Below are 22,138 nucleotides of genomic sequence, written 5' to 3' on the forward strand. Positions count from 1 at the left end.
AACTACCAACGGAGCGGCGTCCCGGGGCGCGGAGAGGAATCCATGAGCGCGGAAGAACACGCCATCCAGACCGTCGAGCGACTGCTCGAGGTCCTCGATCTCGATTCGACCCAGGCACGGACCACCGAGGACATCTTCACCGGTTCGTCGCACCCGATGCCCAGCGGGCGGATCTACGGTGGACAGGTTCTCGCCCAGGCGCTCCTCGCTGCGGAACGCACTCTTCCCGAAGATCGGGCGGTGCACTCGATGCATGGATACTTCCTGCGCCCCGGCGATGCGAGTCAGGGCATCACGATCTCGGTCGATCGTATTCATGACGGGCGCTCATTCTCGACACGCCGTGCCCAGGCATACCAGAACGGCGTACCCATCTTCTCGATGATCGCCTCGTTCCAGGATGCGGATCCCGGCGTCGAGCATGCGTCGTCGATGCCCGAGGGCATCCCCGAGCCTGAGGCCCTCCAGCCGGACGAGGACCGTGTACAGGGACTCCCCGGCGGCACGGCGCGGATGCTGAGCGACCGAGCGGCCGATGTCCGCCATGTCGACTCGCCGATGTATCTGCCGAGCGACGATGCCCGCACACCGCAGCAGGCCGTGTGGATGCGCCTTCGCGCGCCGCTTCCGGATGACCAGCGTCTGCACCGCGCAGCGCTCGCCTACCTCAGCGACATGACGATCCAGGAGTCGATTCTTCGCGCGCACGGGGTCTATTGGGCGCTCCCCGGTCTCAAGGTCGCGAGTCTCGATCACGCGATGTGGTGGCACCGCCCTGCTCGCGTGGATGAGTGGCTGCTCTACGTACAGGAGTCCCCCAACGCCCGCGGAGGCCGCGGACTCGCCACCGGACGGATCTTCACACGCGACGGCACCCTGGTGGCGAGTGTCGCCCAGGAGATCATGATCAGGGTTCCCGACGGCCAGGACTGACTTATCCGCTCAGACGCTCGTCGTGCTGCGGGTCTGCCCGGGTGGCCGTGCTCTGGTGCACGCCGGCGGTACGTGTGGCGGTCAGCGGTGGCTGTACTCGATCGATTCGCCGACGTACGGATCCCATGCGTCGCGCATCTCCTGGGTGAGACGGGTGGGACGTCCGGTCTTCGCATCGACGAGCACGATGATCGCCGTGGAGCGGGCGTAGATCTGACGCGGCGCCGCCGTGGGATCGTTGTGCACCTCGTAGCAGACCTCGACGCTGGATCCGCCGAGCTTGCCGAACCACATCTGCACTTCGAGCGGTCGCCGCTGGTAGGGCACCGGCGCGAGGTACTCGATCTCCTGTCGCGCGATGAGGGTGAGGATCCCCTCATCGATACCCGAGTCGAGCACCGCGGTGGATGGTGCCTCTTCGCCGGGGCCTGCACGCCAGAATGCTCGCACACGAGCTTCCTCGAGCAGCTTCAGCATCGAGGTGTTGTTGACGTGGTTGAACGCATCCAGATCGCCCCAGCGGAGCTGGATCGGGATGTGCAGGCGGGGCCCCGGCGTCGCAGTCACGAGGTGCTCAGTCGCGCGTCAGCTTGCGGTGCGTCGAACGGTGCGGCTTGGCCGCATCGGCTCCGAGGCGTTCGATCTTGTTCTCCTCATACGCCTCGAAGTTGCCCTCGAACCAGTACCACTGGTCCGGCTTCTCGTCGGTGCCCTCGTAGGCGAGGATGTGCGTGGCGATGCGGTCGAGGAACCACCGGTCGTGGGTGATGACCACGGCGCATCCGGGGAATTCGAGCAGAGCGTTCTCGAGCGAGCTGAGGGTTTCGACATCCAGGTCGTTCGTCGGCTCGTCGAGGAGCAGCAGGTTACCGCCCTCCTTGAGCGTCAGTGCGAGGTTCAGGCGGTTGCGTTCTCCACCGGAGAGCACCCCGGCCTTCTTCTGCTGGTCCGGCCCCTTGAAGCCGAACTTCGAGACGTACGCCCTGGACGGGATCTCGGTCTTGCCGACGGTGATGTAGTCGAGGCCGTCGGAGACGACTTCCCACAGCGTCTTGTTCGGGTCGATGTTGGAGCGCGATTGGTCGACGTAGCTGATCTTGACCGTCTCACCGATCTTCAGATCTCCGCCGTCCAGCGGCTCGAGGCCCACGATGGTCTTGAACAACGTCGTCTTTCCCACGCCGTTCGGACCGATGACGCCGACGATGCCGTTCGGCGGCAGGCTGAAGCTCAGGCCGTCGATGAGCGAGCGCCCGTCGAAGCCCTTCTTCAGGTTCTTGGCCTCGATGACGACGCTTCCGAGTCGAGGACCGGCGGGAATCTGGATCTCCTCGAAATCCAGCTTCCTGGTGCGCTCGGCCTCGGATGCCATCTCCTCGTAGCGGGCGAGACGTGCCTTCGACTTCGTCTGGCGACCCTTCGCGCTGGAGCGCACCCACTCCAGCTCCTCCTTGAGGCGCTTGGCGAGTTTGGCGTCCTTCTTGCCCTGGATCTCGAGGCGCTCGCCCTTCTTCTCCAGGTACGTCGAGTAGTTGCCCTCGTAGCCGATCAGGCGACCGCGATCGACCTCGGCGATCCACTCGGCCACGTGGTCGAGGAAGTACCGGTCGTGGGTGATCGCGATGACGGCACCCTTGTACGCCTGCAGGTGCTGCTCGAGCCACAGCACGCTCTCGGCGTCGAGGTGGTTGGTCGGCTCGTCGAGAAGCAGGAGATCGGGCTTCTGCAGGAGCAGCTTCGCCAGCGCCACTCGACGCTTCTCGCCACCGGAGAGAGGCGCGATCGCGGCGTCTCCCGGCGGTGTGCGGAGCGCATCCATGGCCTGGTCGAGCTGCGAGTCGAGGTCCCAGCCGTCGGCCGCGTCGATCTCTTCCTGGAGCGAACCCATCTCGGCGAGGAGCGCGTCGAAGTCGGCATCGGGATCGGCCATCAGCGCCGAGATCTCGTTGAAGCGGTCGAGCTTCGCCTTGATCGCGATGCCGTCCTGGATGTTCTCGAGCACGGTCTTCGTCTCGTCGAGTTCCGGCTCCTGCATCAGGATGCCGACAGTGAACCCCGGGGAGAGCTTCGCCTCACCGTTCGACGGAGTGTCGAGACCTGCCATGATCTTGAGGATCGTCGACTTGCCCGCGCCGTTGGGACCGACCATGCCGATCTTGGCCCCGGGGAGGAACGCCATGGTCACGTCGTCGAGGATGAGCTTCTCGCCCACTGCCTTGCGCGCACGAACCATCGAGTAGATGTACTCAGCCACCGAAAACCGCTCCTTCTGTTGGCGTCGAAGATCGACACTCCAGCCTACCGGCCCCCTGGCGTGTCACCAGTCGATCGGACGTGTGGTGCCGACCAGGCATCGCCCTTCGGCGAGTTGCGGGAGGACCGCGGTGACGACCTGCCCGGTGGACGGGCCGACCTGGCCGACCAAGCACTCGTCTTGACCCCACCGCACCGAGAACTGCAGGCTCTCCGCCGGGTTGCCGACGGTGGTCTGATCCTGGGTCACCTGCATCGACCCGCGATCGAACCCTGCGCCGATCAGCGCGTCGATGTAGGCACGGCCGGAACCGCGCTGATCTGTCGCCCAGATGCCCTCCGCGGTCGCGGTGAACACCGGCAGGTTGTCCTCTGCGCTGCCGTCGGGAACGAGCACGGGAGCAGACGGCGCCGTCGAGTCCACATCGGGAGTTGCCGAACTCGACGGAGACGCCGTCGGTGCAGGTTCCGGAGCGCAGCCCGACAGCAGAAGAGCAGAGACGGCCGTGACCGCCAGGACGCCGGCTGCACGCGCCGGTGAGGAGACCGATCGACGAAGCACGTGCCGAGTCTACGTCGCCTTCCTCCCGCCTCCGCGTGAACCGGCCGACAGTCGGCACCCGACGCTCTCGGAATCCGGTGCGCGTCAGTCGCTCGCCGCTATCCTCGACGCCGGATCCGCCCATGGGAGATCGAATGCCGCAGACTCGGACTCTGCGGCGGGTGAGAGGTCTCCTTCCTCTGCAGAGTGAGCGCCCGGCGCGTCGGAGCTTGCCTCCGCGATCCCGGTCTGCGGCCGCGGCTGCGGTCGATACGCCGTGGTCCCCCACCGCAGATCGTGTCCGATCGCCTCCGCTTCGACATCGACACTTGTGCCATGTTTGCCGTTGCTCTCCCAATTCCGGATCTTCAGCCGACCTGTCACGATCACCGCGTCACCCGTCCGCAGGGACGCCTTGGCGTTCTCGCCGAGCTGCCGGAACGCCGCCACCGAGTACCAGTTGGTCCCCGAGTCCGTCCAAGCCTGGGCGGCGGGGTCGAAACGTCGGTGGGTGCTGGCGAGACGGAAGTTGGTGACCGCCACACCTCCTGCGGTCTGCACCTGTGTCGGGTCGGTGGCGACTCTTCCCACGATGGTCAGCGTGTCGATCATGTTGCTCGTCCTCTCGTCTCCGGATCCCTTCCGGTCTTTCCAGCGTGCGCGGCCACGACGGAGGCGGGGAGCCCGAAACGCGAAGTCGGTGGAGAGACCGAGGCAATTGCCCTCTGTGGAGAGAAACCCCCGATGAGGACGAGAGGACTGCGCTCGAGGGAATGTCGGTGGTCGGTCATATCTTCGAATCACGAAAGGAGCACCGATGTCCGACAGCATGATCACCTCTCTTCCCGAAGTCCCCTTCGCCACGCCTCGACTCTCGTCCCCGCGAGAGCATCTCGTCCGGGCGGCCGATCATCTCTGGAGGGTCCAGGACCAGAGAGACCATGTTCTCGGACATCTGCGCATCGTCGCGGACCCGCTCGGTCTCCGGTACAGGGCGGAGAGGCTACACCTCGCAACCGGCGTGTTCCGAGTGGTCGGCGAGTTCTGGCGTGTCGATGACGCCGTCGCGGTGCTTCGCTATTCCTGACGGTGGTCGCCGCCCGCGACGCATGGCGTCGATCCGGGAGAGGTCGCTCTCTGCCCATGAGATCGTCTCTCGTCGGATTGATCATCCGTCGGATCGACCACCCATTGGATCGAACATTCTCGAATGCCGATCCCGTGAAGTGCCCCCGGCAGGATTCGAACCTGCGACCAAGAGATTAGAAGGCTCCTGCTCTATCCCCTGAGCTACGGAGGCGCACGACTCTAGAGTATCGCGGTCGCGCAGACGATTGACGAGTCACACTCCGGCCGGTGATGTCGGGGGCGTCGATAGTATGGCGAGATGGTATCTGCGTCCGAGAATGATCGTCTCGTATGGATCGACTGCGAGATGACGGGACTCGATCTCGCGGTCGACGAACTCGTCGAGATCGCCGTCGTCATCACCGACTTCGAGCTCAACCCGATCGACCCCGGATTCCAGGTGGTGATACGCCCCACCGAAGCCGCGCTCGCGCACATGAACGATTTCGTCACGAAGATGCATGAGACATCGGGCCTGATCGAGGAGATCCCCGGTGGCGTGTCGCTGGAGGAGGCGGAGTCCCAGACGCTGGCGTACATCAAGCGCTTCGTGCCCCTCGAGCGCAAGGCTCCATTGGCCGGCAACACGATCGGAACGGACCGCATGTTCCTGGCCAAATACATGCCGCAGGTGGATCAGTGGCTGCATTACCGCAATGTCGACGTCTCCAGCATCAAGGAACTGTCGCGACGCTGGTACCCGCGGGTCTTCTTCCAGGCTCCGCCCAAGGACGGAGGGCACCGCGCCCTCGCCGACATCCTGGAGTCGATCCGAGAGCTCCGGTACTACCGCGAGGCGGTGTTCGTCGATGAGCCGGGACCGTCCAGCGACGAAGCTCGCGAGATCGCTGCACGCACGGTGTCCGAGTTCACTCCGAACATGTAATAGACTCGTAGGGTTGCCTGCTCCGGCAGGCACATGGTGGGTATAGCTCAGCTGGTAGAGCGCTGGCTTGTGGTGCCGGATGTCGCGGGTTCGAGTCCCGTTACTCACCCCACTGAAGAAGGCCCGAATCGCGAGATTCGGGCCTTCTTCGCGTCTACGCGCGGCTGGTACCCCTCCCCCGACGCCCTAGACTGACGACGTGTCACTCGCGGTCTGGTTCTCGTTGCTGACCGCGTCCGTCGTGATCAGCTTCACGCCTGGGGCCGGGGCGATCAACACGATGTCGAATGCGATGAACCAGGGCTGGCGGCGCTCGATCTGGGGCATCATCGGCCAGCAGATCGCGTTGATCGTCCACGTCGCGATCGTGGCTGCCGGTGTCGGACTCCTGGTGTCACGTTCGGAAGTGCTGTTCAACGGCATCCGCTATGCCGGGGCCGCCTACCTGGTGTTCCTCGGGATCCGCCTCATCCTCGCGAAGCCCGCGGTCGTGGTCGACGACGATCCCCTGCCGGTAGACAGCCGCGAGAGCCACTGGTCGATGATCCGCCGCGGTTTCTGGGTCAATCTCCTGAACCCGAAGGCGATCGTGTTCTTCCTCGCGTTCATTCCGCAGTTCGTCAGGTTGGACGAGCCTCCGCTCCCCCAATACCTCACGCTCATCGTCACCGTGATCGTCGTCGACGTGATCGTGATGTGGGGATTCTTCGCTGCAGCCGCACGTCCGTTCCGTCGACTCACGCGAACCGCACGTGGACAGCGCATCCTCAACACCGTGTTCGGCGTCCTGTTCATCGTGGTGGCCGCGATCCTCGTTCTCCTGCACTGACCTCCCTCGGGCCCTAGGCTGAGGGGGATGGACATGGATGCCGCGGCCTTCGAAGAGCTCGTGATCGATGAGCTCGACCAGTTGCCCGACGACATGGTCGAAGGGTTGGAGAACGTCGTGTTCGTGGTGGAGGATCGGCCGGAGGACGGCAGCCTCGATCTGCTCGGCCTCTACGACGGGCTGGCGCTGACCGATCGGACCCAGTACGGGATGGGCGAGTTGCCCGATCGCATCGTGGTCTATCGCGAGCCGCACCTGGCCCAATGCGAGAACGAGGAAGAGCTCCGCGACGAGATCCACACCACGTTGGTGCATGAGATCGCGCATTTCTACGGCATCGACGACGAGCAGCTGCATGAGATGGGTTGGGCATGACGATCCCCGCCGCGGTTCCCGATCTCGATGAGGCGACCGATCTGAGCGCCGCTCCCCTGGAGCCGTGGCAGGTGGTCGTCTGGAACGACCCCGTCAATCTGATGAGCTACGTGGTCCGTGTCTTCCGCACGTATTTCGGATACTCGCTCGACCACGCGACGACGCTGATGCTCGCCGTGCACCACGACGGACACGCCATCGTGGCGACGGGGCCGCGCGAGACCATGGAGGTCCACGCGCAGGCCATGCACGACTACGGCCTGTGGGCCACGGTCAGGAAGGCCTCACAGTGACCAGGGACGCCGTCATCGTCACGATCACCGGGATCGAGGAGCTCCACCTCGCGAAGCTCGTGGACGATTTCATCGAGCTCCTCGCGACTTCGCGGGAGGTCGGGGACCCCGCCATCGACCGATTGACGCCGACTCCCTACCCCGACGATGCGGACTCCGCCGCCGATTTCGCCGAAAGCACGAGGGATGATCTCCTCGATCGACGGCTCGCCGATGCGCGCCGGACACGTGGGTCTCTCGGAGACGTCACCGGTGACGACCTCGCCGAGGCAGAAGCGCTGCGGACGCGGGAGATGACCGTGCCCGTGGAGGACGTCGACGCCTGGCTCCGAACGCTCACGGCCATTCGCCTCGTCATAGCCACGCGGCTCGGGATCACGACCGACGAACAGACCGCCACGGATGGGCGTCACGATGTGTACGACTGGCTCGGATACCGTTTGGAACTTCTCATCCAGGCTGCAGACGAAGCGGATGAGGGCCGGAAGGTCTAAGGAACCTCGACGATTCTCGTAGCGAGGGATCGAGGGTCGTCCCGCTCGATGTGTCGGCGTTCCTGTGCCGCCCAACGGTCCCAGTGCGGCCGATAGGCGTCCCCATCGCGTGCCAGGGCACGCGCCTTCCTCGATGCCTCCGCCGACTCCACCCATACCCTGACATCGGCGAGGGCGGCGGACGAGGGGCGGAGGATCCCGCTGCCCTCGACGATGACTCCGAGGGCCGGGTCGACGGCGTGGCTTTCCGCCTCGGTGCGGTCCTCCCAGTCCCATCGCCGCCAGGTGCCGAGATACCCGCGGCCGTGCGGACGGAGGATCCAGTCGAGGGCGCGCTCAGCGCCTTCATCGAGGCCGTCCCAGCCCGGGTAGATGGAATCCAACGCGATGAGCTGTACGTGACCGACCACGGGCCAGCGACGCACCAACAGGGAGGCGAGGGACGACTTTCCCGCACCGCTGCCGCCATCGATGAGCACGACGGGGTTCGCGGCGGCGACGGCACGGACATCCCGCTCGATCAGCGTCGCGGCCTGCTCCAGCGCGGCAGCGACCGGATCGTCACTTCTTGAGGGCACGGATGATGCGAGTGAGCGCCCGTCCGGCGACCCAGACGAACGGCACGGCGACGACGAGCAACGTGACGATGTTCGGCTCGAAGCGCAGACCTTCCTCGCGACGCACGTAGACCCCGACCGGGACGGAGACACCGCCACCGCCACCACCCTCGCCACCGTCTCCGCCGCCTCCGCCGAAGCCCGAGTAGGTGAATGCCACCGGAGTGATGCTCACACCGTCGACATCCTGCGGCTCCCCGTACGCGCTCTTCACGCCGAAGGACGCAGCTTGCTTTCCGAGTTCCAGTGCAATGTTCGGCATACCCCCACGCTAGTCGAGGAACCGCGCGCGCGTGCGATCAATCCAGGCCGTGGGCCTTCGGATGTTGGGCGGCACCGCGACCGTCCCCGCGGCCGATGTGTCGCGCGCGGCTGATCGTCGCTGTGCCGAACCTGGCCACGGCCTCGTCGACTGCCCCCTCGACTCTGCGCCAGTCCTCGTCGTCGTCCCACAGCCCGAGACCGCCGCCGCCGGCCGGACGCAGGTTCTCGGCTCTGACGCCGACCAGACGCACGGGATCGCGTCGGTCGATCTGCTCGAACAGAGCCTGCGCAGCCTCGCCGATGCGCTGCCCGACCGCGGTGGGCTCGCTCAGCGTCTGAGAGCGACTCAGGGTGCGGAAGTCGTCGAAACGGATCTTGATGGCGACGGTCGACGTCTCCCACTCGGCGCGGCGGAGACGTGCGGCGACACGGTCAGCGAGCCGCAGGAGCTCCGCGCGGAGGAACGGACGATCGAGGATGTCCGTATCGAAGGTCTCCTCATGACCGATGCTCTTCTCCACGCGCACCGTGTCGACGGCGCGTGCATCCTCACCCATCGCGAGCTGAGCGAGGCGCGCGCCCAGGGCGGGGCCGACCGCACGCTCGATCATCTCGCGCGGAGCCTCGCGCACATCTCTCACGGTACGGATACCGCGTGCCTCCAGCGCCTCGGCAGCCTTCGGCCCGACGCCCCACATCGCGCGGACCGGACGTGGCGCGAGGAACTCGAGCGTGTCCTTTGCGGCGACGACGAGCATGCCGTTGGGCTTGGAGATCGTCGATGCCATCTTGGCGACGTGTTTGGTGGCCGCGACTCCGACACTGCAGGTGATGCCGACCTCATCGTGCACACGCCCGCGGATGAGCTCTGCGATGTGTGCAGGGCTGCCCCAGAGCCGTCGCACGCCCTGCACATCGAGGAACGCCTCGTCGACCGACAACGGCTCGACGAGCGGGGTGAACGATTCGAAGATCGCCATCACCTGCCGGGAGACCTCCTGATAGCGATGGAAGTGCGGCGGCACGATGCGCGCGGAGGGACACAGGCGCAGCGCCTGCGATACCGGCATCGCTGCGCGTACGCCGTATCGGCGGGCCTCGTAAGAGGCACTCGAGACGACCGAGCGGCCGTCCGGTGCGCCGATGATCAGCGGAAGCCCCCGGAGCGCGGGATCGTCGAGGACCTCGACAGCCGCGTAGAACGCGTCCATGTCGACGTGGAGGATGCGCGTCCCGGTGTCGTCGGCGTCGGAGGCGGAGACGATCCGTCCCGTGCCGTCACCGTGTCCCATACGACCATTCTCCCCCGGGCCTCCGACAGGAGGCCCGGGGCCACGCGCTACTGGGCAGCGCGCTCGAGGATGAGTTCACGCACGCGTGCCGCGTCCGCCTGGCCCTTCATGGCCTTCATGACGGCGCCGATTACAGCGCCGGCGGCCTGGACCTTGCCGTCCTTGATCTTCGCCATCACATCCGGCTGGGCCGCGAGAGCCTCGTCGATCGCAGCGATCAGCGCGCCGTCGTCCGACACCACGGCGAGGCCACGGGCGTCGACGACCTCCTGCGGAGTGCCTTCCCCCGCGATGACGCCTTCGAGCACCTGGCGGGCGAGCTTGTCGGTGAGCGTGCCCGCGTCGACCAGCTGCTGCAGTGCGGCGACGTTCTCCGGGCTGATCAGCTCGGTGGCTTCCTTCTCCTGCGCGTTCGCGAGACGGGAGATCTCTCCCGTCCACCACTTGCGAGCGGTCGCAGGTGCCGCACCGGCGGCGATGGTCGCCTCGACCACTTCGAGCAGGCCTCCGTTGCGCACGTCCTGGAACTCCAGGTCGGTGAAGCCCCACTCGGTCATCAGGCGACGACGGCGGGCGACAGGCTGCTCGGGAAGAGCCGCGCGCAGTTCCTCGATCAGCTCGGCGGCCGGCTCCACGGGCAGCAGGTCGGGCTCCGGGAAGTAGCGGTAGTCGTCGGCGTCCGACTTCGGACGACCCGGCGATGTCGTACCGGTGTCCTCGTGCCAGTGCCGCGTCTCCTGCGTGATCGTGCCGCCATCGGCGAGGATCTGCGCCTGGCGCTGGATCTCGTACTTCACGGCCCGCTCGACCGAACGCATGGAGTTGACGTTCTTCGTCTCGGTGCGCGTGCCGAGCTTGTCGGTGCCACGCGGACGCAGAGAGACGTTGGCGTCGCAGCGCAGGTTTCCGCGTTCCAACCGGGCCTCGGAGATTCCGAGACCACGGACGATGTCACGGATCGCCTGCACGTAGGCCTTGGCGACCTCCGGTGCGCGGTGCTCGGTGCCGTAGATGATGTTCGTCACGATCTCCACCAGCGGCACGCCCGCACGGTTGTAGTCGACGAGCGAGTACTCGGCACCCTGGATGCGTCCGGTCGCCCCACCCATGTGGGTGAGCTTTCCGGCGTCCTCCTCCATGTGAGCGCGCTCGATCGGGATCGTGATGAGTGTCCCGTCCTCGAGCTCGACCTCGACCGAACCGTCATAGGCGATCGGCTCGTCGTACTGCGAGATCTGGTAGTTCTTGCCGAGATCCGGGTAGAAATAGTTCTTCCGCGCGAACCGGCTCGATTCCGCGATCGAGCAACCGAGTGCGAGACCCAGGCTGATCGACGAACGGATCGCCGTCTCGTTCACGACCGGAAGCGACCCCGGGAGACCGAGGTCGACGGGCGCGATCAGCGTGTTCGGCTCCGCGGCGTGGAAGGCCTCGTTGGCCGGGTTCGGCGCATCGGAGAACATCTTCGTGTTGGTGTTGAGCTCGACGTGCACCTCGAATCCGAGGACCGGCTCGAACAGCTCGAGCGCCTTGTCGAAGTCCATGAGCTTGGCGGCGGCCATCAGCGCTTCCCTCCTGCGAGCTGCGGTGCGCGGGTGAGCAGCGGCGCACCCCAGGAGTCGACGAGCAGCGTCTCGAGCGCGGCGCCGACCTTGTAGAGACGTGCATCCTCCCGTGCCGGGGCGATGAACTGGATGCCGACGGGGAGTCCGTCGTCATCGGCCAGACCGCTGGGGATGGAGATGCCGGGAACGCCGGCGAGGTTCACCGGAATCGTGGTGATGTCGTTGAGATACATCTGCAGCGGGTCGTCGATCTTCTCCCCGAGCTTGAAGGCGGTGGTGGGGGCCGACGGCGTCGCGATGACATCGACCTCGGCGAACGCATTGGCGAAGTCCTGCTGGATGAGTGTGCGGACCTTCTGCGCGCTGCCATAGTAGGCGTCGTAGTAACCGGCCGACAGTGCGTACGTGCCGAGGATGATGCGGCGCTTGACCTCGTCACCGAAGCCGGCGTCACGGGTTGCGGACATGACGTCCTCGACCGTCGGGTTTCCGTCGGGCGTCACCCGCAGACCGAAGCGCACCGAGTCGAACTTCGCGAGGTTGCTCGATGCCTCCGCGGGGAGGATCAGGTAGTACGCAGCCACGCCGTACTCGAAATGGGGAGCACCGATCTCGACGATCTCCGCGCCCTGAGCCTCCATGAGCGCGAGAGCATTGCGGAAGGATGCGGCGACGCCGGGCTGGAAGCCGCTGTCGGGCAGTTCGCGGATCACGCCGACCTTGAGACCCTTGAGCACGTCTCCGCGCGCACCCTCGCGAGCCGCCTCGGCGAACGAGGGCCACGCGTCGCGCAACGACGTCGAGTCCTTCGGGTCGTGGCCGCCGATCGCGTCATGCAGCAGCCCCGAGTCGAGGACCGTCCGCGAGACGGGGCCGACCTGGTCGAGGCTGGAGGCCAGGGCGATCGCGCCGTAGCGGCTCACACCGCCATACGTCGGCTTGACGCCGACCGTGCCGGTCACGTGCGCGGGCTGACGGATCGAGCCGCCCGTGTCGGAGCCGAGAGCGAGCGGTGCCTCGAATGCGGCGACAGCGGCAGCCGAACCGCCACCGGAACCGCCGGGGATGCGGTCGAGGTCCCAGGGGTTGTGCGTGGGGCCGTATGCGGAGTGCTCGGTGGAGGACCCCATGGCGAACTCGTCCATGTTGGTCTTGCCGAGCGGGACGAGTCCCGCGGCGCGTGAACGCGCGACGACAGTGGCGTCGTAGGGAGAGCGATAGCCCTCGAGGATGCGCGAGCCGCTGGTGGTCGGCTGGTCGGTCGTGACGAGGACGTCCTTGATCGCGAGAGGAACGCCGGCGAGCGGTCCGAGGGCCTCGCCGGCAGCGCGACGGGCGTCGATCGCCGCGGCGGCCTCGAGCGCTCCATCGTTGATGTGGAGGAAGGCGTGGACGTCGCCGTCCACGGCGGCGATGCGATCGAGGTGCGCCTGGGTCGCCTCGACGCTGGAGACCTCGCGAGAGGCCAGCTTCGCTGCCAGATCCGCCGCATCGAGTCGGATGATGTCGCTCACTGCTCTTCTCCCAGGATCGCGGTCACGCGGAAGCGGCCGTCGGCGGCATCCGGGGCGTTCTGAAGCACCTGCTCGTGCGTGAGCGTCTGGCCGACCACATCGGGACGGAACACATTGCTCAGTGGGATCGGGTGGCTCGTCGCCACGACGTCGGCGGTCGCGACCTCCGACACCTTCGCGATGTTGTCGACGATGGCGTCGAGCTGGCCCGTGAGCCGCGACACCTCGTCGTCGTTCAGCTGGATGCGTGCGAGCACACCGAGATGGCGCACGAGTTCAGGGGTGATTTCAGACACTCCCCCAGTCTAGTTGGCGCGCTCCGAACTCCCATGCCCCACGAGCAGCTCGACATATGCTGGGCGGGTGAGCACGTTCCAGCCCCCTCGCCCGTGGGTCGCCAGCTACGCCGCAGGCGTCCCGGAAGACCTCGCCCCGGTCGACGGATCACTCGTCGACATCGTCGCCGCGTCGGCGCGGGACTACCCCGATGCCCCCGCGCTGCAATTCTTCGGGCGTGAGACGACATACGCACAGCTGCAATCAGCGATCGACCGCGCGGCGACGGGGCTGCGGGATCTCGGCGTCCGCGCCGGCGACCCTGTGGCCATCGTGCTGCCGAACTGCCCGCAGCACATCGTGGCCTTCTACGCGGTGCTGCGACTCGGCGCCGTCGTCGTCGAGCACAACCCGCTCTACACGCCTCGTGAGCTGCGCAAGCAGTTCGAGGACCATGGAGCGAAACACGCGATCGTGTGGAACAAGGTCGTCTCCACGGTGCAGGAGTTCCCGGCGGACCTCGCCGTGACGAACCTCATCTCCGTCGACGTGACGCGCGCCATGCCGTTCCTCACGCGCTTCGCCCTGCGTCTCCCCGTAGCGAAGGCTCGCGACTCCCGCGCGGCCCTCACGGCCAAGGTGCGCGGCACGGTCGTCTGGGACTCGCTGGTCGCTTCCGACCCTCTGCCGGAGACGCACCCGAAGCCGGGAACCGACGATCTGGCGATCATCCAATACACCTCCGGAACGACCGGAACGCCGAAGGGGGCGGCGCTCACACACCGCAACCTGCTGGCGAACGCCGCCCAGTCGCAGGCCTGGGTGCCGTCGATCCGACGCGGCAACGGTTGCGTCGTGTACGCCGTCCTTCCCATGTTCCACGCATACGGACTCACGCTCTGTCTGACGTTCGCGATGTCGATGGGGGCTCGACTCGTGCTCTTCCCCAAGTTCGATCCGGACCTCGTGCTCGATGTCGTCAAGAAGCGCCCCGCCACGTTCCTGCCGCTGGTACCGCCCATAGCCGACCGCCTTCTCGCCGCGGCCAAAGCGAAGGGCGTGTCGCTCGAGGGCATCGAGGTCGCGATCTCCGGCGCGATGGCGCTGCCACATGAACTGGTCGTCCCCTTCGAGGAGGCCACCCACGGATATCTCGTCGAAGGCTACGGGCTGAGCGAGTGCTCCCCTGTCCTGATGGCGAACCCGGTGGCGGACAACCGCGTTCCCGGAACCGTCGGGCTTCCCCTGCCCGGAACCGAATGCCGCGTGGTGGATCCGGAGAACCCTGGTGAGGACGTGCCGGCGGGCTCTGCCGGGGAACTCGTCGTGCGCGGGCCGCAGGTGTTCTCGGGGTACTACGGCAAGCCGGAGGAGACGGAGGCGGTCTTCGTCGACGGCTGGTACCGCACCGGCGACATCGTCACGATCGACGAGGCCGGCTTCGTTCGCATCGTCGATCGCATCAAGGAGCTCATCATCACGGGCGGCTTCAACGTCGCACCCACCGAGGTGGAGAACGCCCTGCGCCAGCACCCGCAGGTCGCGGATGCCGCGGTCATCGGTCTGCCGAGCGAGCACTCCGGTGAAGAGGTCGTCGCGGCGATCGTCATCGATCAGGGAACCGACGTGGACGTCGAGGCCGTTCGCGAGTTCGCGCGCAGCATCCTCACCCCCTACAAGGTCCCCCGCCGCATCTTCGTGGTGGACGAACTCCCGAAGTCGCTGATCGGTAAAGTGCTCCGGCGCCAGGTCAAGGAGAAGCTCGTGGCGCTGAACACCGTCGCCTGAGGACGCCTCACAGGCGGCGGACGCCGCAGCGCGCTACCCTTGGGAAGTGACCCCTGAAGATGCAGTGCTGACCGACGCCCCCGACGAATCTCCCGCGACCCCTGGATTCGAGGAGCTCGGCATCACCGGGCCCGTCCTCAAAGCCATCAAAGACCTCGGCTATGAGACGCCGTCGCCCATCCAGGCGGCGACCATCCCGACGCTCCTGGCTGGGCGCGATGTCGTCGGCATGGCGCAGACCGGTACCGGGAAGACCGCGGCCTTCGCCCTCCCCGTTCTCGAACGCCTCGATGTCTCCCAGAAGACCCCGCAGGCCCTCGTGCTCGCACCCACCCGTGAGCTCGCGCTCCAGGTCTGCGAGGCGTTCGAGTCCTACGCCTCCAAGATGAAGGGCGTGCACGTGCTCCCCGTCTACGGCGGGCAGGGCTACGGCGTGCAGCTGTCGGCTCTGCGCCGCGGCGTCCACGTGATCGTCGGCACGCCGGGCCGCATCATGGACCACCTCGCCAAGGGCACGCTCGACCTGTCTCAGCTGCAGTACCTCGTGCTCGACGAGGCCGACGAGATGCTGAAGATGGGCTTCGCCGAAGACGTGGAGCAGATCCTCGCGCAGACCCCCGAGGAGAAGCAGGTCGCGCTGTTCTCCGCGACGATGCCGCCGCAGATCCGCCGTCTCGCCCAGAAGTACCTGCGAGACCCCGAAGAGATCAGCATCAAGTCGAAGACCGCGACCGGCACCAACATCACGCAGCGCTACCTCGTCGTGTCGTACGCGCAGAAGGTCGATGCGCTCACCCGGATCCTCGAGGTCGAGAACTTCGACGGAATGATCGTCTTCGTCCGTACGAAGAACGAGACCGAGACCCTGGCGGAGAAGCTGCGCGCCCGTGGCTACTCGGCCGCAGCCATCAACGGCGACGTGCCTCAGGTGCAGCGTGAGCGCAGCGTGAACCAGCTCAAGGATGGCAAGCTCGACATCCTGGTCGCGACCGATGTGGCCGCGCGAGGACTCGACGTCGAGCGCATCAGTCACGTCGTCAACTTCGACATCCCCACCGACACCGAGTCCTATGTGCACCGCATCGGTCGCACGGGCCGCGCCGGACGATCGGGCGACGCGATCAGCTTCATCACCCCGCGCGAGCGCTACCTCCTGAAGCACATCGAGAAGGCGACGCGTCAGCAGCCGGCCCAGATGCAGCTCCCGAGCACGGAAGATGTGAACACCACGCGTCTGAACCGCTTCGACGACGCGATCACCACGGCGCTGTCGGAGACCGGGCGCATCGAGGCGTTCCGCGACATCGTGGCGCACTACGTGCGTCACCATGATGTCCCTGAGGGTGATGTGGCCGCCGCTCTGGCTGTCGTGGCGCAGGGTGACAAGCCGCTGCTGCTCGACCCCGCCAACGATCCGCTCACCAAGGCGGTCGAAGCAGACAACCGTCCCCCGCGCGAGCGCACGGGACGCGATGCTCGTGAGCCGCGTACGGAACGACGCGGGCGTGGCGACTACACCGCCTACCGCATCGAGGTCGGACGACGTCACCGTGTCGAACCCCGCCAGATCGTCGGGGCCCTCGCCAACGAGGGCGGTCTGGGACGCGACGACTTCGGTGCGATCAACATCCGTCCGGACTTCTCGACGGTCGAGCTGCCATCGAACCTGGATCCGTCTGTCCTCGAGAAGCTGCGCGACACGCGCATCTCGGGACGCCTGATCGAGATCAAGCCCGACCGCGGTCCCGGGGGCGCACGCCGCACCGGTGGCCCTCGAGAGGCCGGCGGTCGGGGTGACCGTTTCGAGCGTCGGGACCGCGATGATCGGCCGACGCGCGACACGCGTGACGAGAAGCCGTACCGCAAGCCGCGCCACAAGAGCTGACCACCCTCGCGCGCGGAACGGACTATCCCGTTCCGCGCGCGAGTCGCGCGGCGACATCGATCAGCGGCTCCGGATGTGTGAGCAGCGCACGCTGCTCGGGGTGCGCGATGAGATGGGCGATCAGCCGATGCGCGCCCATGACCGCAGGCTCCCAGTATCCGCCGACGTGGTGTCTGCTCAGGGGCAGGACTCGAGATTCTCCGTCGACCGTCAGAGTCACGGAACCGTCGTCGGGATCGACTCCGGGATCGGTCAGCATGGCGGCGGTCAAAGCGCCGAGCAGAATCGTGCTGACGAGCCCGGGAAGACGGAACCTCGTCGTGGGGACGTCCATGACGATCGTGTCGAGCTCGCTCCAGCTCACGATCCCGCGATTATCGACGCCCTCGCGAATGATCACGGCATCAGGGGTCAACCGCAGATGATGGCGACCGGGATCTCCGACGGCGAGAGCCTCCGGGACGACGATCAGTGGCCCGAAGCGCTTCACACCCCTTCGCCCGTGGGAGGGAGGGCATCCGGCCCCTGGGTCACCAGGATATGGAACTGCGCCGCGTCGAGGATTCGAAGGCCGAGGTCCTCCGCCTTCGCCAGCTTGGATCCCGCGCCGGGGCCGGCGGCGACGAAGTCGGTCTTCTTCGACACGCTCGACGCGGCCTTGCCGCCCGCGTTGATGATGGCCTCCTGTGCGCCGTCTCGTGTGTAACCGTCGAGGGATCCGGTGGCGACGACGGTCAGCCCCTCCAGGACTCCGCCCGCGGCCACAGCCGCGCCGGGACCGGGATGCCCAGGCGTCGCCCACTGCACGCCCGCGTCCTTCCACTGCTGAACGATCTCCTGGTGCCAGTCCACCTCGAACCAGGCGAGAAGCGAATCGGCGATGATGCCACCGACGCCCTCGACCGCGGCGAGCTCGTCGCGTGACGCCGCGCGGATCGCGTCGAGCGACCCGAACCACTGAGCGAGCGCCCTCGCGGCGACAGGGCCGACATGGCGGATGTTCAGTGAGACGAGCAGCCGCCACAGGTCCTTCGTCTTGGCCTTCTCCAGTTCTACTAGCAGGGTGAGCGCCTGTGCGGAGGGCTGGGGTCCGTCGAGACCGGACTTCTTCTCAGCCGCAGTGGGGTTGCGTCGGAAAGGAGCGCGAGTTTTGACGACCCCGTCCTCGTCTTCCTTGGGGAGACCCGTCTCGGCGTCGCGAACGAACAGCTCGATGGGGACCAGCTGTTCGAGGCTGAGCGCGAACAGGCCCGCCTCGGTCTCGAGCGGTGGCACTGCAGGAGACGTCGGCTGCGTCAGGGCCGCAGCGGTGACCTCGCCCAGTGCCTCGACGTCGAGGGCGCCTCGCGAACCGATGTGCTCCACGCGTCCGCGCACCTGCGCCGGGCACGAGCGTGCGTTCGGACAGCGCAGATCGATATCGCCTTCCTTCATGGCTCGCAGGGGCGTGCCGCACTCCGGGCACTCGACGGGCATCACGAACTCGCGCTCGGTGCCGTCGCGCTTCTCGACGACCGGCCCGAGGACCTCGGGGATCACGTCGCCGGCTTTGCGCAGCACGACCGTGTCACCGATCAGCACGCCTTTCGCCTTCACGACGTCCTTGTTGTGCAGCGTCGCCTGGCGGACCACCGATCCGGCGACATGTGCGGGGGCCATGACGGCGAACGGAGTCGCGCGACCGGTGCGACCGACCGACACGACGATGTCGAGCAGCTTCGTCTGCACCTCTTCCGGCGGGTACTTGTAGGCGATCGCCCAGCGCGGGGCCCGGCTCGTCGCGCCGAGCTCGTCGTGCAGCTCGAGCTCGTCGACCTTGACCACGATGCCGTCGAGCTCATGCTCGACATCATGCCGATGCTCGCCGAAGTACTCGACGAACGTGACGACCTCGTCGATCGTGCGGCAGACCTTCGTGTGCGGGCTCGTGGGCAGCCCCCACTCCGCGAGCAGGTCGTACACCTCGCTCTGCGCGGCGACCGGAGGGTTCGACCATGCGCCGACTCCGTGCACGTACAGCGCGAGCGACTCGATCCGCAACAGTCCTGCTTCGAGCTCGAGGCCGTTCTTCTTGTCGATCTGCTGGCGGAGTCCACCGCTCGCCGCATTGCGGGGGTTCGCGAAGGCCGGGAATCGCCGGGCGGCCGCGGTGCGCGCCTTCTCCTCGTCGAAGGGCTTCTTCACCCCGCCGCGCGATTCCCACCGCTCGAGCGCGTCGGCGTAGGCCCGGTCGCGGAAGGCCGCCTGCGCCGCATTGAGTCGTTCGAACGCCGCCACGGGGATGAAGACCTCGCCGCGCACCTCAACGATCGGGGGATGCCCGTCGCCGCTGAGCCGATACGGGATCTCGGGGAGACGCAGAGCGTTCTCGGTGACGATCTCTCCGACGCGTCCGTCGCCTCTGGTGGCCGCGGAGGTCAGCACACCGTTCTCGTAGCGGAGGTTGATCGCCAGTCCGTCGATCTTGAGCTCGGTGAGCCAGGCGACCTCGCGGCCCGCTGCGGCCTTCGTCTTCGCTGCCCACTCCTTCAGCTCGTCGACCGAGAAGACGTTGTCGAGGCTGAGCATCCGCTCGGCGTGCTCGATGGTCGCAAGACCCGTCGCCTCGGCCGCGCCGACCATCTGGGTGGGCGAGTCCTGTCCCTGGAGCTCGGGGTGCAGACGCTCGAGCTCTTCGAGCCGGTGCATCCATCCGTCATAGGTGAAGTCATCGACGACCGAGGTGTCGCGGCCGTAGTAGGCCTCTTTGGCGTCGAGGATGCGAGTGGTCAGCTCTTCAGCTTCGGTTCGGGCGTCTTCCAGCGAGATGTTCTCCGGCACCCCGCCAGTCTACGAGCGGGTACCGACACCGGAAACGTCTACGCGCCGACGGGAACCGCCGAGACCGTCGTATCGATCGTGAACTGTCCGAGCACGCGCGTTCCGACGTAGAGCACAGCGGTCTGCCCCGGTGCGACGCCGTCGAGGGGAACCTCCGGTGTGACGCGTACACCCCCGTCGGAGACCTCGGCGTGTGCGGCCACGGGCTCGGAATGCGCACGGATCTGCACATGGCAGGAGAAGGACGATTCGGTCGGTGCAGCGCCCGCCCAGCTGAACCGCTCCCCCGCGATCTCGGCGATGGCGAGGGCCTCCTTCGGGCCGACGACGACGGTGTTGGAGACCGGGCGCACTTCGAGGACGAACCTCGGCTTGCCGTCGGCGGCGGGCACACCGAGCTTGAGACCGCGGCGCTGCCCGACGGTGAAGGCGTGAGCACCCTCGTGGGATCCGACGACCTCTCCGCTGCGGTCGACGATCTCGCCGGTCGCCGTGCCGACCTTCTCGGCGAGCCAACCGCGGGTGTCACCATCGGGGATGAAGCAGATGTCGTGGCTGTCCGGTTTCTGCGCGACGCTCAGACCGCGTGCCTCGGCTTCTGCACGCACGATCGCCTTCGAGGGCGTGGTGCCGAGCGGGAAGTAGGTGTGCGCGAGCTGCTCGGCGTTGAGGACGCCCAGGACGTACGACTGGTCTTTGGCGTTGTCGGAGGCGCGGTGCAGCTCGAGACCCCCGTCGCCGTGGATCAACGTCGCGTAGTGCCCCGTGCACACGGCGTCGAACCCGAGCTCGATCGCTCGCTCCAGCAGTGCGGCGAACTTGATCTTCTCGTTGCATCGCATGCAGGGATTGGGGGTGCGACCGGCCTGGTACTCGGAGATGAAATCTGCGATCACGTCGTCGCGGAACCGCTCCGAGAAGTCCCAGACGTAGAACGGGATGCCGAGCACGTCGGCGGCGCGACGGGCGTCGAGGGCATCCTCGATCGTGCAGCAGCCGCGGCTGCCGGTGCGCAGGGTGCCGCCGGCACGGGACAGTGCCAGATGCACGCCGACCACGTCGTGCCCCGCCTCCACGGCCCTGGCGGCCGCGACGGCGGAGTCGACTCCACCGCTCATAGCCGCAAGGATCCGCATGAGACCAGTCTACGAGCGCGCGGCTGTGCCGGCGCCGGATGCGCGGGCATACGCATCAGCGATCGTGGCGAGCACCGCATCGACGTCGGTATCGGTCGAGGTCCGACCGAGCGAGAACCGCAGCACGCTGCGCGCATCCCGTTCGCTGCGCCCCATCGCCATCACGACGTGCGACGGCTCGGCGACGCCCGCCTGGCAGGCGGATCCCGTCGCGGCGGCGACGCCGGCGACATCGAGGAGGAAAAGCAGGCTCTCCCCCACCGCGCCGGGGAACAGCACGTGCGCGTTCCCCGGGAGGCGCACGGTCGGATCCCCCAGCAGTTCTGCTCTCGGCACGGCCGCCCTGATGCCGGACACGAGGCGGTCACGCAGCGCGCTGAGTCGTGCGGTCTCGTCCGATCGTTCGCGCTCTGCGAGCTCCAGCGCCGTCGCGAAAGCGGCAGCTCCGGGGACGTCTTGCGTGCCCGCGCGCAACCCGCGCTGCTGCGCTCCGCCACGCAGCAGCGCAGTGAGGCGGGCCGTACGCGCCGTGACGAGGACTCCCACGCCGACCGGCGCGCCGATCTTGTGGCCGGCGAAGCTCATGGCGACCAGGCCGACCCCACCGTCGGCATCACCTCGCAGGGTGCGGAACGACAGGGGCACGTGCCCGAGAGCCGCGACGGCGTCGATGTGCAGGGGAACTCCCGCTCCCGCCGCCGCGGCTGCAAGGGAGCGGGTGTCGTTGATGGTTCCGACCTCGTTGTTCGCCGCGAGGGCCGTCGCCAGAGCGGCACCGGGAAGCTCGGCGGCGAACTGCTCGGGATCGATCCGCGCGTCGGGCGCGACGGGCACTCGTCGCAGTGCTGCCCCTTCATCCACGAGCGCGGCGACCGTGTCCATCGTCGCGTGATGCTCGGCGTCGGGCATCACGATCGCCGACGTTCCGCCCGCGCGGCCGTGCCACAACCCCTGAAGAGCGAGGTTGATGGACTCCGTACCCCCGGAGGTGAACACGATCTCGATCGGGTCGGCCTCCAGCACCGCGGCGACCCGTTCGCGCGACTCCTCGAGCAGCCGACGCGCATCCTGACCCGCCCCGTGCGTCGACGACGCATTGCCGACCATCTGGGAAGCGGCGAGCCAGGCCTCCCGTGCTTCGGGGCGCAGTGGCGTGGTCGCCGCGTGGTCCAGATAGTGCCGCATCCTTCGATTCTCTCCCGAAACGAGGGCGGAAGGGTGCTGCCTCCAGGTACCGGGTGCGCGCTGA

Annotated in this window: 23 protein-coding genes and 2 tRNA genes; 10 read left to right on the top strand and 15 right to left on the bottom strand. The window is 67.1% G+C overall.

Annotated features, from left to right (window positions below; translation table 11 throughout):
- Window positions 1-42: 42 nt before the first annotated feature.
- A complete protein-coding gene (locus tag GLO27_RS06965) occupies window positions 43-933 on the top strand; it encodes an acyl-CoA thioesterase II (RefSeq protein ID WP_021200515.1) in 891 nt (296 codons plus the stop codon).
- An 81-nt stretch (window positions 934-1,014) separates the two neighbouring features.
- On the opposite strand, the gene GLO27_RS06970 is transcribed toward GLO27_RS06965, so the two are convergent.
- From GLO27_RS06970 to GLO27_RS06985, 4 genes are all read right to left on the bottom strand, one after another.
- Window positions 1,015-1,500, bottom strand: coding sequence for a thioesterase family protein (locus GLO27_RS06970; RefSeq protein WP_021200514.1), 486 nt, complete (start codon window positions 1,498-1,500; stop codon window positions 1,015-1,017).
- A 7-nt stretch (window positions 1,501-1,507) separates the two neighbouring features.
- Window positions 1,508-3,187, bottom strand: coding sequence for an energy-dependent translational throttle protein EttA (gene ettA / locus GLO27_RS06975; RefSeq protein WP_017830677.1), 1,680 nt, complete (start codon window positions 3,185-3,187; stop codon window positions 1,508-1,510).
- 63 nt (window positions 3,188-3,250) lie between these two features.
- Window positions 3,251-3,748, bottom strand: coding sequence for a hypothetical protein (locus GLO27_RS06980; RefSeq protein ID WP_031207630.1), 498 nt, complete (start codon window positions 3,746-3,748; stop codon window positions 3,251-3,253).
- Between the two features lie 84 nt (window positions 3,749-3,832).
- Complete coding sequence (locus tag GLO27_RS06985; RefSeq protein WP_021200512.1) at window positions 3,833-4,339, bottom strand: single-stranded DNA-binding protein; 507 nt, start codon at window positions 4,337-4,339, stop codon at window positions 3,833-3,835.
- Between the two features lie 205 nt (window positions 4,340-4,544).
- On the opposite strand from GLO27_RS06985, the gene GLO27_RS06990 reads away from it, so the two are divergent.
- Window positions 4,545-4,814, top strand: a complete 270-nt coding sequence (locus GLO27_RS06990; protein ID WP_021200511.1) for a hypothetical protein — start codon at window positions 4,545-4,547, stop codon at window positions 4,812-4,814.
- Between the two features lie 140 nt (window positions 4,815-4,954).
- Here the strand turns inward: GLO27_RS06990 and GLO27_RS06995 are convergent.
- A tRNA-Arg gene (locus GLO27_RS06995) sits at window positions 4,955-5,027 on the bottom strand.
- An 87-nt stretch (window positions 5,028-5,114) separates the two neighbouring features.
- Between GLO27_RS06995 and orn the strand changes: the two genes are divergently transcribed.
- The 6 genes from orn to GLO27_RS07025 all read left to right on the top strand — a co-directional run bounded on the left by orn (window position 5,115) and on the right by GLO27_RS07025 (window position 7,732).
- On the top strand, window positions 5,115-5,741 hold the full coding sequence (gene orn / locus GLO27_RS07000; protein WP_021200510.1) for an oligoribonuclease: 627 nt from the start codon (window positions 5,115-5,117) through the stop codon (window positions 5,739-5,741).
- Between the two features lie 36 nt (window positions 5,742-5,777).
- Window positions 5,778-5,853: transfer RNA gene (locus tag GLO27_RS07005), tRNA-His, on the top strand.
- A gap of 87 nt (window positions 5,854-5,940) precedes the next feature.
- Window positions 5,941-6,570 (top strand): LysE family transporter, encoded by a 630-nt coding sequence (locus GLO27_RS07010; protein WP_021200509.1) that lies wholly within the window; start codon window positions 5,941-5,943, stop codon window positions 6,568-6,570.
- 27 nt (window positions 6,571-6,597) lie between these two features.
- The gene (locus GLO27_RS07015) at window positions 6,598-6,945 is read left to right on the top strand and encodes a metallopeptidase family protein (RefSeq protein ID WP_021200508.1); all 348 of its coding nucleotides are present in this window, start codon (window positions 6,598-6,600) and stop codon (window positions 6,943-6,945) included.
- Window positions 6,942-7,238, top strand: a complete 297-nt coding sequence (gene clpS, locus GLO27_RS07020) for an ATP-dependent Clp protease adapter ClpS (protein ID WP_021200507.1) — start codon at window positions 6,942-6,944, stop codon at window positions 7,236-7,238. Before GLO27_RS07015 ends, clpS begins: the two co-directional genes overlap by 4 nt.
- The gene (locus GLO27_RS07025) at window positions 7,235-7,732 is read left to right on the top strand and encodes a DUF2017 family protein (RefSeq protein WP_167254167.1); all 498 of its coding nucleotides are present in this window, start codon (window positions 7,235-7,237) and stop codon (window positions 7,730-7,732) included. The genes clpS and GLO27_RS07025 overlap by 4 nt, the downstream gene beginning before the upstream one ends.
- Here GLO27_RS07025 and GLO27_RS07030 read toward each other — a convergent pair.
- The 6 genes from GLO27_RS07030 to gatC are packed head-to-tail and all read right to left on the bottom strand — an operon-like array spanning window position 7,729 to window position 13,280.
- Window positions 7,729-8,310 (bottom strand): hypothetical protein, encoded by a 582-nt coding sequence (locus tag GLO27_RS07030; RefSeq protein ID WP_021200505.1) that lies wholly within the window; start codon window positions 8,308-8,310, stop codon window positions 7,729-7,731. The two genes, GLO27_RS07025 and GLO27_RS07030, sit on opposite strands and share 4 nt — an antisense overlap.
- The gene (locus GLO27_RS07035) at window positions 8,294-8,611 is read right to left on the bottom strand and encodes a hypothetical protein (protein ID WP_167254169.1); all 318 of its coding nucleotides are present in this window, start codon (window positions 8,609-8,611) and stop codon (window positions 8,294-8,296) included. The genes GLO27_RS07030 and GLO27_RS07035 overlap by 17 nt, the downstream gene beginning before the upstream one ends.
- Before the next feature lie 37 nt (window positions 8,612-8,648).
- Window positions 8,649-9,905 carry a DNA polymerase IV gene (gene dinB / locus GLO27_RS07040; protein WP_167254177.1) on the bottom strand — a complete coding sequence of 419 codons (1,257 nt, stop codon included), beginning with the start codon at window positions 9,903-9,905 and terminating at the stop codon, window positions 8,649-8,651.
- Between the two features lie 47 nt (window positions 9,906-9,952).
- Window positions 9,953-11,467, bottom strand: coding sequence for an Asp-tRNA(Asn)/Glu-tRNA(Gln) amidotransferase subunit GatB (gene gatB, locus GLO27_RS07045; protein WP_167254179.1), 1,515 nt, complete (start codon window positions 11,465-11,467; stop codon window positions 9,953-9,955).
- A complete protein-coding gene (gatA, locus tag GLO27_RS07050) occupies window positions 11,467-12,984 on the bottom strand; it encodes an Asp-tRNA(Asn)/Glu-tRNA(Gln) amidotransferase subunit GatA (RefSeq protein ID WP_167254181.1) in 1,518 nt (505 codons plus the stop codon). The genes gatB and gatA overlap by 1 nt, the downstream gene beginning before the upstream one ends.
- Entirely contained in the window at window positions 12,981-13,280 is a 300-nt protein-coding gene (gene gatC / locus GLO27_RS07055) for an Asp-tRNA(Asn)/Glu-tRNA(Gln) amidotransferase subunit GatC (RefSeq protein ID WP_029259178.1), read from the bottom strand. Before gatC ends, gatA begins: the two co-directional genes overlap by 4 nt.
- A gap of 67 nt (window positions 13,281-13,347) precedes the next feature.
- Here gatC and GLO27_RS07060 point away from each other — a divergent pair, with 67 nt between their 5' ends.
- Both GLO27_RS07060 and GLO27_RS07065 read left to right on the top strand, forming a co-directional pair.
- Window positions 13,348-15,048 (top strand): long-chain-fatty-acid--CoA ligase, encoded by a 1,701-nt coding sequence (locus GLO27_RS07060; RefSeq protein ID WP_167254183.1) that lies wholly within the window; start codon window positions 13,348-13,350, stop codon window positions 15,046-15,048.
- Between the two features lie 64 nt (window positions 15,049-15,112).
- Window positions 15,113-16,933, top strand: coding sequence for a DEAD/DEAH box helicase (locus GLO27_RS07065; RefSeq protein WP_167254753.1), 1,821 nt, complete (start codon window positions 15,113-15,115; stop codon window positions 16,931-16,933).
- Window positions 16,934-16,955: 22 nt separating this feature from the next.
- Here GLO27_RS07065 and GLO27_RS07070 read toward each other — a convergent pair whose 3' ends face one another.
- Genes GLO27_RS07070 through GLO27_RS07085 form a run of 4 tightly spaced genes read right to left on the bottom strand, consistent with a single transcriptional unit; the run spans window position 16,956 to window position 22,074 of the window.
- The gene (locus GLO27_RS07070; RefSeq protein WP_167254185.1) at window positions 16,956-17,423 is read right to left on the bottom strand and encodes a hypothetical protein; all 468 of its coding nucleotides are present in this window, start codon (window positions 17,421-17,423) and stop codon (window positions 16,956-16,958) included.
- Window positions 17,420-19,753 (bottom strand): NAD-dependent DNA ligase LigA, encoded by a 2,334-nt coding sequence (ligA, locus tag GLO27_RS07075; protein WP_167254187.1) that lies wholly within the window; start codon window positions 19,751-19,753, stop codon window positions 17,420-17,422. Before ligA ends, GLO27_RS07070 begins: the two co-directional genes overlap by 4 nt.
- Window positions 19,754-19,791: 38 nt before the next feature.
- Complete coding sequence (gene mnmA, locus GLO27_RS07080) at window positions 19,792-20,889, bottom strand: tRNA 2-thiouridine(34) synthase MnmA (RefSeq protein WP_167254189.1); 1,098 nt, start codon at window positions 20,887-20,889, stop codon at window positions 19,792-19,794.
- Window positions 20,890-20,898: 9 nt separating this feature from the next.
- The gene (locus GLO27_RS07085) at window positions 20,899-22,074 is read right to left on the bottom strand and encodes a cysteine desulfurase family protein (protein ID WP_167254191.1); all 1,176 of its coding nucleotides are present in this window, start codon (window positions 22,072-22,074) and stop codon (window positions 20,899-20,901) included.
- Between the last annotated feature and the right edge of the window lie 64 nt (window positions 22,075-22,138).

This window comes from Microbacterium sp. Be9 (genome assembly GCF_011754135.1).
GTDB lineage: Bacteria > Actinomycetota > Actinomycetes > Actinomycetales > Microbacteriaceae > Microbacterium > Microbacterium maritypicum_A.